This window comes from Anabaena sp. CS-542/02 (genome assembly GCF_028331085.1).
GTDB lineage: Bacteria > Cyanobacteriota > Cyanobacteriia > Cyanobacteriales > Nostocaceae > Anabaenopsis > Anabaenopsis arnoldii.
The window spans coordinates 1-13,714 of record NZ_JAQMTM010000058.1; the positions used below are offsets into that span (position 1 = coordinate 1).

The window sequence follows — 13,714 nt, forward strand, 5'->3', positions numbered from 1 at the left end:
TGTATCAACAGCACAGGAATTGATTGGAAAACCATCACCGTCACCACCAACGATATTAATTTGGGTGGTATCGCCACAATTAAAGATATTAAGGGTACTATCCAAGGTAAAACCGCCCAATATCAATCAAAACTATCTGGAGATTTTGGGGTTGCTGTTGGTTCGACGGAAAATGTTAAGCTGTCTGCTGGCGGGTCTGTTGCGATTACCTACAAAGATAGTAAATGGGGCTATGAAAGTAAAAATGTATCCATTGGTGCAACGATCGCAAATGTCTTGAATTTTGAAGCCAAAGGCATTAACTATAATTCCACGGACACATTCATTACTATTAATACAGCTAAGATTACCATTCCTAGTCTGAAAACTTCGGCTGATGTTACCAAGGCTCAGATCAGTAAGGAAGGAATTGATTGGGATAAAATCTCTGTCAAAATACCAAATATTCCCCTGGGTGGAATGGTCAGTATTAAGGAATCGAATCTCACCATTGAAGGAGCAAAACAAAGGTATAGTACCACTGCTAGTGGCGGTGTGGAATTAAAGCTAGGTGAATACCTCAAGGCTGGAGGTTCAGGTGCAGTCAAGTTGGATCGAACTGGTTCAACCAGTAAATTCAAAGTTGACAGCGCCCAACTCACCGCCCAGGGAGGAGTAGAACTACCTGGTAGTTTGATGGCTTGGCCAGAAATCGGATTTAAATATCCTATTGTACCCGGCTTGGAGGCTGGTATTGATTTAGGTATTCAAGGCGGTATTAGTGGTAAGTTAAGCGGTACCATAGGTAAAACTGGAATAGATAAAAATTGGGATTTTAATGTTAACCCAGAGATAACAGGCTCTTTAAAAGTTAGCTTAACCGCCTCTGTCGGTGTGGGAAGTGCCTACATTGTTTCACTACAAGCATACGTACAAGGTAGCTGTAGTGCTTACGCAAGTGGAGGTCTCAAATTTATTGGCAAATTTGCCTACGATGAGGATAAGAAGAAAGTTAATACCAGTCAATTGGAATCGAAATATTTTGCTAACGCCAAATTTATAGCTGAGATTGCTGCTGGTATTCAAGTTCAAGCATTCTACTTCTTCAAGAAAAACCTATACCGCATTACTCTGGGTAAATGGGAGTTGGGCGCTGGTGCTCTGGGCGGCAATATTGATATTGATGACAATGGTCACTTAAAACTCGGTAAGCCGGAAATCGGCGGTGTGATGAAAGGTGAGATTGAAAAGAATAAAACCGGACCTCAAGCTGTAATTATTGCTGTTGATGAAGCGCAAAAGTTATTACGAGATGCAGCACAAAATATTCCAGGTAGCGGTGAAGAACGTCAAAAAATTATTGCGGAAATCGAAGTTAAATACAAGAAGGCAATTGAGGTTACACAACAGATAATTAATAAGGAGGAAAATAAGAGCGAAAAATGCCTGAAGCAGTTAGAAAGACTCAAGGTGAAGTTATCGCGCTATGAGAACTTAATGAATAAATTTGGCATTGCTATGACTGAGGAGGAAGTATTAGAAGAAGAAGTATTAGAAGATGAAGCAGCATTTGAGGAAGAAGCAGAATCTGATGCGGAAGTAACGGAGAATAAAAAAACAGGGGGGCTAGGTAAACGATGGTCTTCTGCTAAGGCTAAAGCCAAGGAGTTGAAAGATAAAACCACTGATAAACTGCAAGTTGTTACCGATAAAGCCAAGGAGTTGAAAGATAAAACCACTGATAAACTGGAAGTCGTTACCGATAAAGCCAAAGTCTTGAAGGATAAAGCTAAGGATAAAATTGAAGTTGTTACCGATAAAGCCAAAGTCCTGAAGGATAAAGCTAAGGATAAAATTGAAGTTGTTACCGATAAAGCTACGGAGTTGAAGAATAGAGCGACGGATAAATTCAAGAATAAACTTCTCACAGTGTTGGTCAAGTATGGAATCAAAGATGGCGCTGACTTGAACAAGCGTATTCATCAGTTGACTGCTCTTTGGGAAAAGATATCTCACAAGCGTAATGTGCATTTGGAGCGGTTGAATCATGCAATAGTAGCTAAAAATCAGTCACAAGAAGTCTTGAAAAATGTTGAACAAGCAATTAAGAACCTCCAAGCTCTAGAACAGGGTAAAGGTGTGGATAAGATCCAAGAAATGGAATTAAATCAGGAGAAACTCAAGTCTGTTGAGACAGAATTGATTGCTAAGAGTAATGAGTTAGATATTGTGGCTATTGAGAATGAAATTGCAGCTATTGAAAAGGAAATTTCTGGTATTGAAAACGAGATTTCCCAAGTTGAACAGGAGGTATAGTCAAGTTGCTGCGTTAGAATTACAAAAATATCACCCTGACTCAAAAATCAAGAGGAGTAAGTTGTGAATTGGCAAAATCGGAAAATTAAAAACCGCAAAGTAAATAAACACAATAGTTCACAAATTTCAGCTAGAATCTAAGCAATAAACAATCCTTTACTATCGTTTAATTTGGTGAATTAATTATGCTTTTGCAATCCACAGAGTCTGTTCTCAATAAACATGGATGGCAGTTTTATGATTTAGGTAAAACAACCCTTCGGATTGATGTCAATGGTAAAACTGCGAATTGGGCTGTTATTGTTAAATGTATAGATGAAGATCAACAATTTGTTGTGTATTCTGTCTGTGGTAATAAACCCACTGAGGACAAGTACACTGTTATGCAGGAGTTTTTGACAAGAGCTAATTTTGGCCTGAGAATCGGCAACTTTGAGTTAGATTTACAAGATGGTGAAATTCGCTTTAAGACAAGTATACAGTTCGCTGGAGAGGTACAAGCAGAGTTGATGATTGAGCAATGTTTATTAATTAATATTATGACCATGGATCGCTATTTGCCGGGAATTTTACAAGTGATTTTTACCGATATTTCTCCAGAGCAAGCGATCGCCCAGATCGAATCTCAGACCTAAAAACAATCTTTTGTTAGTGGCATTTTTATTTGGCTACAAGAGGATATTTACCGCAATTGTAAAGTAAATAAAGTAACACACCTTGATATCATAAATCTTGTGGGGTGGGCAGAAAAGCCTGCCCTTTTGTACCTAACTCAGATCAAAGGGGCTGTGTCTACTCAAATATGCTCCTGATGACCAGAAGAATAAAATCATAACATTTATGCCTGATCGAGATAATAATTATACACAGCAACTGTTATTTTTATTGCAACAGTTAGATAAACTATTAGAAAATGCAATTACAGCTGCTCAAAATGCCTATGGTACAGATGTAAACAATAATGCTTACCGGGGAATACAAATTAATGAAGAAGAAGTAAAACAGTTACTTGAAAGAGAGACAGGAAGCCCTTTATTATATACAGAAAATTTTGATAAATTTCCCGCAGATGTTGTTCAAACAGATTCGCCCCTAGCCTGGCTACAGGATAATTTTAATTTATCAGATTTTGATATTAATATTATCGCGATCGCACTGGCTCCAGAACTAGACCGCCGCTATGAAAGACTTTACGCCTATCTCCAAGATGATATCCGCTGTAAACGCCCCACGGTAGATTTAGCCCTGAATTTACTGTGTAGTTCAGCCATAGAGAAATTATCCCGCCGGGTTCATTTTAGTGCTAGTGCGCCCCTAATTACTCATGGTTTACTGCACCTTTACCCGGAATCTCATCACACAGATCCTCCCCTACTAGCCCATAATCTTAAACTCGATGCCCAAGTTATGCAAATATTATTAGGAGAACAGGGGATAGATAGCAGACTTGTGGGCTTTTGTCAACTAATTAGCCCTAAATTTAATTTAGATGATTTACCTTTAAAACCAGAATTTAAGCAAGGTCTACTCTCTATCATCACCGCTAATTGGCAAGTAGGTAAACCCCTCAATTTATATTTTCCAGGTGAGGATAAATCTGGGAAACGTCACACGGCTGAGGCGATCGCCCAATCATTGGGAGTACCTTTATTAATCGCAGCATTGGGGCGGATTGTGGAGAACAAAGGGGAATTTGCAACAAATATAAAATTATTATTCCGGGAAGCTTGGTTTAAAAATGCTCTGCTGTATATAGAAGATTTAGATGTTTTGCAAACTAAAGAAAATGCTCTTTTATATCACACCTTCATCCAGCAGTTAACAGCATATCCTCTAGTTACTATCCTTGGGGGTATTAAACCGGGGGTAAATACTGCAAATACAGCCATAACAGTAATTACCATTCCCTTTGTCATCCCCAATTTTGAACAGCGTCGTTTTTATTGGCAAAATTACTTACAAGCCGCAGCTATTACCCTGGATGAGCTAGAATTGGATAGCTTAAGCGATCGCTTTCGTCTCACCTGTGAACAGATAGCCAATGCTGTGGCCACCGCAATTCATCAAGTCACCTGGAAAACTACACTATCAGGGTTTGGTGACAGAAAATCTAGTCAACAACAACCCATCACATTAAGTGATTTATTTACTGCAGTCAGAAGCTTATCAGGGCAAGATTTAGGCAGTCTAGCTCGTCACATTCAACCCAAGTATACTTGGGAGGATATTGTATTACCAGATAATGAAAAGAATTTATTAAGAGAAATTTGTAATCAAGTCAAGCATCAGCATTTAGTGTGGGAAAAGTGGGGTTTTGCCAGTAAATTATCCCAGGGTAGGGGGTTAAATGTCATGTTTTCTGGAACCCCAGGAACAGGTAAAACCATGGCCGCGGAAATCATCGCCCAAGAATTACAACTTGATTTATATAAAATTGACCTGTCCCAAATTGTGAGTAAATATATTGGGGAAACAGAAAAGAACCTCAATCACATTTTTACTGCTGCTACCCATGCCAATGCTATTCTTTTATTTGATGAAGCAGATGCCCTCTTTGGTAAACGCAGTGAAGTCAAAGATGCCCATGATCGTTATGCTAACCTAGAAATCAGTTATTTATTGCAGAAAATGGAGGAGTACGAGGGGATAACCATTCTCACAACCAATCTGCGCATGAATATGGATGATGCTTTTGTACGACGACTGCGATTTATTATTGATTTCCCCTTTCCCAATGAAAAGCAACGATACCAGATTTGGGAAAAAATATTTCCCCCCAACTTACCCTGTAGTCATGATTTAGATTTAAATTTTCTCGCCCGTAATTTTGAACTCACAGGGGCTAATATTCGTAATATCGCTTTAGCTGCTGCATTTCTGGCCGCAGATGATAGCCAAGAAATTAAAATGTCTCATTTAATCCAAGCAGTCCGTCGTGAGTATCAAAAAATGGGTAAAATTCTCAAAGGTTTGTAAAACAGCGGTTCACCCTCCCATAGTCATATCAGTTTCAATATGTTGATCTAAACCTAACTCAGCTAGTGCAACTTGGGTTTCTTGGATTTTTTCCGGTGTCAATTCTCCCTCGACTACAAACTCTACTTTTAATGTCAATTTCAAATTTGGATCAGCAGCAAATTTACTAATTGCTTTAGTATAAAAACTCATATATTTCCCGTTGGGAACTTCACCACTCCACTTTAATAATCTTGGTAAAACAACTGGTGCAGGGGCTACTGTTTCTGGTTCATCCGTGGGTAAATTTGTATGATTGCTTACATATGGTATGGGAGCCTCCGCCACAGTGTTGGTGAGACTGGTCGTATTAACAGGGGTATCCGTATTGGCTTCCGGGGTTGGTGTTGATGGGTTTTCAGCCACAGCTAAAGCTGCTTGATAACCTTGGGCTATTTCTTGGGTAATAATAAACATATCCTCGGAAATTTCCACATCCCTAGCAGTCAAGCTGGTTTGATAGTGGAAAGGGTCGTAAATCCCATTACTGGTTTTACCCACATAGGCTAAAGTCCCATTTTCAACCCCACGGGCGATCGCATCTTTGACAGCATCACTATTTAACAGTCGGGGAAATAGTGGGGAGGCAAAAAAAGCATCCCGGACAGCTTTCGTACTCCATTCTGTGAAAGCTGGAGGCCAATTTTTGACTAAAAAGCGGGGGGTGATACTATCAGTCACATGGTCACTTTGACGTAACTTATTAATAATTAACTTAACTAGTTTATCCCCTTGACTAGAGTTAAACTGTCCCAAATCAGTGCACTTGATTTCGTTATTTTTATCTAAAAAAGCCACGTGCTTATAAGCATTCCACACACACTCTTTTAAATTCACCTCACATCTTTTGAGATTTTCTTGTAACTGACGGGTTTGATTTTCATCTAATTGTGTCTCCTCCTCCCGTATATCCTCCCAAGCGAGAATCTTTCTGGCCTCTTCTCGCATTTTCCCATCACTATCCGCGATCGCCCAAATGATCCCACTCTTAAAGGTTCTATGGGATGTTCCACATTCCTTAGTCATCGATTCCACCATTTCCGTGGTTTGGCTATTTTGCCGAAAATATTCTGGTGCTAATATAACTAAACGTAGAATAGGACTATTGGCGATCGCGGCGGAACTTTCGGGAAACTGCACTAACTCTATACCTGATTCCGGGGTAAACACTTTTTTAATTTCTGCTTTTACCCTCTCAGTAATTCGGGAAGCTTGAATATTAGCGCGACGGTCGGCGAGAATTTTATTTAAATTAGGTGAGAGGCTAAAAGAATACCTATTTTTTTCTATTGACAGATAATAACAACTGGTCGCCAGAGTTTCCAGCACAGTTTCCACATTACCAATATCTAAAGATGGTTCTGCCACAGCTAACCGAATTTCTGGTATAGTAGACTCGCTGCGCACAATCCCACCATTAGACTCAAAAAATATCGTCGTTGTTACCTTCTGGTGTAGTCGTGCTTTTTTAATTTGCTGATCAGCTTCTGCATCCAAGCGCACCCCATGGGAATCCTTTCTCCCGCAAATATCCGTAGTCACAACACCTTCTAATCTACTTTCCCCCAATTGTTCCAACAGTGCTGTACGGAAATTTAGGTCATCCAGGGGAGCAGTACCTAAACTAATTAACGGGTCACGGTGTGCGTCTTGATATCCTTTTTGATAAGCATGAGATACCCACAAAGCTAACAGTCTTAAAATTCCCCTAGTGCGTTGGAACCGGGGTAAAACTTGCCATTTACGCTCAAATACTGACAATACACAAGGGTGAAAAGGATAGGTTGCATAAAAAGCCTCCCGCGGAGCATCTAGCGGAAACCAGTTAGGTAATTGTTGACGGTGGTCTAATACCCAATCAGCATATTCATTACAAGTATTCACCGCATCCCTGGGTAACATGACTCTACCATCCGTAGTTACAGCCCCAGCATCCCACTCAAACAATCTTCTTCTAATAATTTCCGAGGTTTCCCCTGCTGCTGACATCATGATAGGTTTACCCACCCTATCCAGCATTTTCTTAAATCTTTGTTGGTCGCCCTCATCCTCTGTGGTGTATTCCATTTCTGAAGCAGGAATGGAAACCACTAACACCACATTATCTAAACTTCTGGCAGTTTCCGACAATGCTTGAATAAAATTGTATAAGCTGTTATGATAACCCTTACGGCGGTAGGTACTAACATAATTAAGAATTTCATCCATTAAAATCAAGCAAGGTCGATCTTTAGGCAGAAATTGCTTAATCACATCTCCCTTGGGTTCGATAAATTCCCCTTCGTGTTCTGCTAATATAGCTAGTGCAGCCTCACCACCTAACTGATAGGCGATTTCTCCCCATGGAGTTTTGCGTAATGGTGTACCATCCTGGCCACCACGTCCATTAATAGAATCAAATTCAGTCCCCACAAATACAGCTACTGCTACTGGGGGAACGGAGGGTACACCCGCTGCTTCTAATATCTTTTTTACCCCAGTCCAATGTTGCGCATCAGCCCCACCACAAGCCAGGTGATATAATAAAGTGAGTGCGTGGGTTTTACCCCCACCGAATTGGGTAGAAAGGTTGAAAACAGCAGAGGTTTGGGTTTTTTCCCCGGATAAACGCCGCACCACTTGGGCGGCAAATTCAGTTAAATATTTAGTTAAATAGGTACGGTCAAAGAATCTAGCTGGTTGTTGATAATCATCAGGTGCTGTTTTATTCCTCACCTGGTCTAAATGTACGGCAAATTCCGCCGCATCTAAAGGTTTACCTTCCCGTAGGTCTTCCCGGGGTGTCAGTCCATCGATTTTATACCAAGGTTTAATATTTGCCATAATTTTACAAGTTGTTTTATAAGTTTTTCAGGGGGAGCAGGGGAGTAGGGAACGGGGAACAGGGAACGGAAAAAATCAAATCCAGTTCCCAAAAGTACGAATCATATCAGATTTTCTCCATACCCACCGCGACGTTCTGCTTTTTCCTGATCTGCTTCCTCTGCTGTTAATAGGGGTATACCAGAATCAATAATTTCTTGGCGAATTCTTCGTAATTTTTGACCCAATTTAGAACCGGATTTTTGGGTCGTTCTTTTCAGTTGCAGAGAATCAATAAATGCTAAAACTTTTTCTTGTTCATCCGTATTTAATGCTTGCCACTTATCCAGTAGTATTTTTGTAGTCATAACTACTCCATATTTACTTGACATTTACAGTTTAAGAGCTTGTTTGATAAGTTTTCAGATGTAATTTTCATCTTAGGGAACACACCGAACACACCGGAAGAAACAAAATCACGTCCCATTCCCTTCACAAGAGGAGGGTTAGGGTGGGGTCAAACAATATTTGATACATTAATCATAACCTTTAAAACATCCCCTCTCAATGTTTCCTGAGCGTAGGCAAAGGAATACAAGGGGCGATCGCGGTTTCGCGGCTCATGGTTTCGACTACGCTCAACCACCGGAATCTGTTCCCTGAGAGGAGTCGAAGGAATAGGGGCGATCGCGGTTTCGCGGCTCATGGTTTCGACTACCCTCATTGTGGTTTCGACTACGCTCAACCACCAGGGCTGTTTCCTGAGCGGAGTCGAAGAAATAGGCGCGATCTAAAACCCTAACCCCTTCTTTCTAGCTAATACCCCATCTACCCAGCGTTTTTCCTCCGAACTAACGGGGTATAATGCCGATAATGCCTGAGCAAGTCCCCAAAAACGGGAATCACTCCCGACACCTTCATCAACTAAAAAACGCTTCAATGCTTGGCTGCGTCCCGATGCAAATAAAATCATAGTTTGGTGAATTTGGTCTAAAGTAGTATTCCCTAACTGGGGTAATATTTGCTCCACCTCATCCCCGCCATCTTCCTCTGTCATACCTATTTGGGGTAAAAAGTTCAGTTGTTGGGCTTGTTGCTTTTTCCCCTTAGCTTTACCTGTGGTTGGGGTTGGGGAATCTGCAGAAGCAAATAAATATTGTCTACGTTCAGATACTGGTAACAGTCGGGCGCTGCTACCTTTCACCTCTACTAACCGGGTTAATTGTTCTAACTTTACCCCCAGTCCTTGGGCTATTTTCCGCGCTGCGTCATACTCTAGGGTATAACCGCTAGTTTTACTGGTTTTACTGCTGGTTTCTTCCTCTTCCTCCTCCTCCGGTTCCGTGGTATCAACTTTACCCGCCGAAAGAGTCCACAACCACATGGCTGTCAGGCGCGCATCTTCTTCAAAGCTGGTAGTATCGGTGTTAGAGAAAATCATACTTAGAGCTTCCCTTGATACCGCAGCCCACACATATTCTAAGTATTCCTTCAGGGTGACAATTTCACCAGAAGCCTTTTCTACCCCGGAGTAGCGAGAGAAGATTTCTAAAGCTGGACCTAGACACGCAAAGATAGCATCAGCACCTACTACCCCTTCTGCTGCTAATCTCGCCATCCAGTCATGTATGCGTTGGGGGAGTTCTCCTAATACATCTCGCCAGTCGCCAATTTCTGTACAGGTGCGGGGACGACAGACTATATGGACTGAGGAAGCAAGGGCGGCGGAGTTTTGGGCGCGGAGTCTTCCAGGTCTTTCAGTATCTATAGGCCAGGAACCTGTCATAGTCCAACCTGCATCTACCATTGCTTGTAATTGAGCTTCCCAACCAGCGGTTGATTTGTGAGCAAAGACAATTACAGCTATACCTTCCGGTGCTAAAAATCGGTTTCCTTCCGCCATGGCTGTTTGCATTGTAGTTTCAAAGTAGGCTTGATCTTTGCCTTTGACTTCATCCACAATGCACTCATCATCTTTCGGAGTAAGTTGGGCTGTGAAAGATGTTCCCAGGGAAGGGGGTAAAGTGCGTTTTAGCCAAACATAGAAGAAGTCGGATAAGTCGGCATAGGGTACGGCATCATAATAAGGAGGGTCAGAAAATAGGCATTGAGCAAAATCATCTGGTAGGGGGTGACTCGCTGCGTTGGCTTGTTGAGTTTGCCCTATTGAATCAAATTGTTGTATTAACGAGTTCACAACTAAATATATCCAATTAATAGCACCATCCCAATTTCCAGATGTGTCTGCAAAAATTTGACATTCAGGAAATTCCCATACTATCGGTAAGGCTTGACGACCAAATGTATGGGCAATAAATTCTCCTGAATTAGCCCATATTGTTAGAGACGTTAAATAGTCCGCTTGTCTATCAACAGCAAGAGATAAACAAGTTTGCACAGCCTCAGCCAAACCCCTAGGACTATCTCCTAACTTATCTCCCACATCTTTAACCAACTTCACCAGTGTAGTTAAAGCTAAATTTTGCCGATGAGTAAATAAATTACCCCACTGTTCCATACCATAAAGCTGTACCCGAAAACCTAAAGCCCCTTGTGGTGGTAAAGGCTCATCAGGAATTAAACTCAAATCCCCAGAATGCTCCTTCACCCGCTTTTGTAACTCAATACTGGCATTTTCCACAGCCTCTAAATCCTGCTGATTAGGTAACCGATAAAATCGCCCCTTAGTACCTTCCTTAGTCGTCACCACACAAAACAACCGTGCATCATTCGCCCCACCCCGACGGGCTTTTAACTGTTTCCGCACCGACGCGACAGGGGTAGTATACCCACAACAGGGACAAGTAACCGATCCCCTTTTCACCGTCCCATCAAAACTAGGGTTGGTAACCTCTATTTCTGGATGATCAGCTACTACCCATTTAGTTTTATCCTTCTGGATAATTTCAAAATCTACCCGCTTTTGTTCCGGTTGGGGAATGATCCTTAAACCAATATTGCGGTTACTCTTTTTACACAGATATAAAGACCGCATTAACGGAACTTCCGCCCCACATCCTGGACCCTCACAAACAATAGTTCTAGCCCATAAATAAGCAATGGGTTTACTACTATCAGCATCTTGGGGATAAAATTGACCTAACTCTTTTTCCGCTTCCTCCTTTACCCACTGTCCCCAATGGCGCACCTGATCCGCTAACTTTTGCCCATACTTAGGGATATATTCCAACACCACCTTATTTAACAACACCGCCACCGGGTTAATATCAGATGCAAAAGCATCCGCACCCACCCGCAGAGCTTCCAAAGGTATGGAACCACCCCCAGCAAAAGGGTCTACCACTAAGGGCTTAGTTCCTGGTATCCCCCCTAAAGCCTCGTGTGCTGCTTGGGTTAATTTACGACTAGTTTCTAAATAATCAACTTGGGTAGAGTTATCCCAGTTAGCAAAATCTGCAATAAAATCAAGTAACCTATATCTTAATATATTCCAATGTTGAGGGTTATTAGCATCTAACCGACTGTTTGGTTTAGCTAAAACCTGCCATTTATGCCAAATATCCGTAGAACAATATTTAGCTAAATCTCCACCTTTATCTACTCTTTGAGCAAAATCTGTGATATAATCAGTAGCCAAATCGCGAAAAGACTGGGGACAGTTTACATCAACCGGGTCAGGCCATAACGCCGCACACATCACCGCCCGACAAGCCGCCAAAGGTCGCCGCGCCCACCAAATATGTAGGGTAGAAATGTGTCCATGGCGGATTGATTTCTCTCTTCTAGCGTGGGCGGAAATGCGTTTAATAGGTAGGTCAACCTCAATCAGGCGTTTAGGGTATGGCATTATTTAGAGAATCCGGGATGTGAACATACAGCAAGCAACTATAAATCTATATTTTCAGTAAAATTAACTTTTTTATATAATTGCTGCACAGGCAATTGTAACTTAATTGTTGACAGATTTAACTGAGCATTTTCTGTTGTATACTCAGTCAAGATCCATTGATGTTCACCAGTCTTGACATACTGCATCACATAATATTGAGTCTGGTCAATTAAAATATATTCTTTCAACTCAGGAATTGAGCGATAATAGAGAAACTTATCCCCCTGGTCATAGTCTTTGGTAGATTTCGATAAAACTTCAGCAATTAATAAAGGATTTGTCACCGTTGTCGTATTTGTGCTGTAATAAACAGGTTCACCCCCAACAACCATCACATCAGGATAGGTAAACTGTCTATACTGTGGGATCCACAACTTCACATCACCAATATAAACCTCATAGTTCAAATCATCTAAAGCCAAATTTAACCTAGTGGCGAGATTTAACGCCAATTTATTATGATTAGTAGTCCCCCCAGTCATCGCTATAATTTCCCCATCTCGAAATTCATTTTTATCATCAGCTTTCGCTTCTAGTTCTAAATATTCTTCTGGGGTATAGTAGGCTTTAAGGATTTTGATATTCTGGGTAGTGGTTTGTAATTTCATAGATTTATTCAGGGTAAATTAGGTATAGCATAAAACAATCAAATTGCAGAAAAGGCATTTAGTAATTCAGTAAATACCATCTCACTGGTCACGAGGTCAATATTATTGATACGATTTGCTATTTCTTTAGCTTTTTGATGTAAATCATCATCAGGATTGAGTAAAGCAATCCAATAGCCTGTATCAGCAAATATTTTTCTCATAATTCTTCTTTAGATGCACCATATAAATAGTGATCTAGATTTTTTGATAAATCCCTTGGTAGCTGTAGATTATCTCCTGTGTGTGTTTCAGAATTGATTTGATCTATGAAATTTAACAAAGATGGTAAATCAGAATTATGAGAATTATCTTTCTTCACTATTTCTTGATTTGACCGGTATTTAATAAATAACAAGAAGTCTAAAACTTCTTTGATTAAAATATCAGGTGTTTGAGATATTTCATTGATTAATCGTTCTCTTGCAGACATTTACTTTCTCCTGAAAACAGTGAAACATCGGAAACAATCAAATCCAGTCCCCTCCCCTTACAAGGGGAGGGTTAGGGTGGGGTCAAACAATACTTGATACACTCATCATGACTTATCAAACATCCTCTTAGGGAACACCGGATAAAAAGGGAAGTACAAAATCCAGTTCCCTCTTGAATAGAGAGAACTGGGTGGGGTCAAACAATATTTAATACACTGAACATAAATTTTAAAACATCCTTTCAATTATCCTGTGATAAGCGCCCTTGTAACTCCCGCACCCGCTCTAAACTTAAACCTGTAATTTCTCTAGTTTCTTCTGCACCCATACCCCTGCGGAGTAAATTAATGGCGATGGTTTCCTGTGCTTCCTGAACACCTTGCTGAATACCTTCTTGGCGAGCTTTGCGTTCCCAACTGGTGACAATTTCCATATATTTTTCCTCCTGTAATAATCCCATATTATTCGCCGTCACCTGAAATAATTCCTCTTCAGTCGCACTCAAATTGAGATAGACATCTACAAACCCCGAAATTAACTGCATCCGCGCTGGGTCTAGCTTCAAAGTAATTAACAATCGTAAACATTCCGCCTTTACCTGGGGACGTTCCGACGGGGGTATCTTCATTTTAGCCATTAAAGCCGCTGCTACGGGGTTAGACTGGGTTAAA

10 protein-coding genes and 1 pseudogene are annotated in these 13,714 nt (G+C 40.9%); 3 read left to right on the plus strand and 8 right to left on the minus strand.

Features of this window, described 5'->3' with window-relative positions; translation table 11 throughout:
- The 3 genes from PN447_RS06090 to PN447_RS06100 all read left to right on the plus strand — a co-directional run.
- On the plus strand, positions 1–2,295 hold a 2,295-nt coding region (locus PN447_RS06090; protein WP_271761659.1), incomplete at its 5' end, for a hypothetical protein.
- 185 nt (positions 2,296–2,480) lie between these two features.
- The gene (locus tag PN447_RS06095) at positions 2,481–2,930 is read left to right on the plus strand and encodes a YbjN domain-containing protein (RefSeq protein WP_271761661.1); all 450 of its coding nucleotides are present in this window, start codon (positions 2,481–2,483) and stop codon (positions 2,928–2,930) included.
- 205 nt (positions 2,931–3,135) lie between these two features.
- Complete coding sequence (locus tag PN447_RS06100) at positions 3,136–5,271, plus strand: AAA family ATPase (protein ID WP_271761663.1); 2,136 nt, start codon at positions 3,136–3,138, stop codon at positions 5,269–5,271.
- A gap of 9 nt (positions 5,272–5,280) precedes the next feature.
- Here the strand turns inward: PN447_RS06100 and PN447_RS06105 are convergent, their stop codons facing one another.
- From PN447_RS06105 to PN447_RS06140, 8 genes and pseudogenes are all read right to left on the minus strand, one after another.
- On the minus strand, positions 5,281–8,133 hold the full coding sequence (locus PN447_RS06105; RefSeq protein ID WP_271761665.1) for an ATP-binding protein: 2,853 nt from the start codon (positions 8,131–8,133) through the stop codon (positions 5,281–5,283).
- 101 nt (positions 8,134–8,234) lie between these two features.
- Positions 8,235–8,480, minus strand: a complete 246-nt coding sequence (locus PN447_RS06110; RefSeq protein ID WP_271761667.1) for a hypothetical protein — start codon at positions 8,478–8,480, stop codon at positions 8,235–8,237.
- A 149-nt stretch (positions 8,481–8,629) separates the two neighbouring features.
- A complete protein-coding gene (locus PN447_RS06115) occupies positions 8,630–8,818 on the minus strand; it encodes a hypothetical protein (protein WP_271761668.1) in 189 nt (62 codons plus the stop codon).
- A gap of 84 nt (positions 8,819–8,902) precedes the next feature.
- Positions 8,903–11,920, minus strand: a complete 3,018-nt coding sequence (locus PN447_RS06120) for a DUF1156 domain-containing protein (protein ID WP_271761670.1) — start codon at positions 11,918–11,920, stop codon at positions 8,903–8,905.
- 38 nt (positions 11,921–11,958) lie between these two features.
- A complete protein-coding gene (locus tag PN447_RS06125; protein WP_271732440.1) occupies positions 11,959–12,570 on the minus strand; it encodes a Uma2 family endonuclease in 612 nt (203 codons plus the stop codon).
- Positions 12,571–12,608: 38 nt separating this feature from the next.
- The gene (locus tag PN447_RS06130; protein WP_271761672.1) at positions 12,609–12,773 is read right to left on the minus strand and encodes a PIN domain-containing protein; all 165 of its coding nucleotides are present in this window, start codon (positions 12,771–12,773) and stop codon (positions 12,609–12,611) included.
- Positions 12,770–13,042, minus strand: a complete 273-nt coding sequence (locus PN447_RS06135) for a hypothetical protein (RefSeq protein WP_271761674.1) — start codon at positions 13,040–13,042, stop codon at positions 12,770–12,772. The genes PN447_RS06130 and PN447_RS06135 overlap by 4 nt, the downstream gene beginning before the upstream one ends.
- Before the next feature lie 242 nt (positions 13,043–13,284).
- Positions 13,285–13,714, minus strand: a pseudogene (locus PN447_RS06140) (hypothetical protein); the annotation flags it as partial.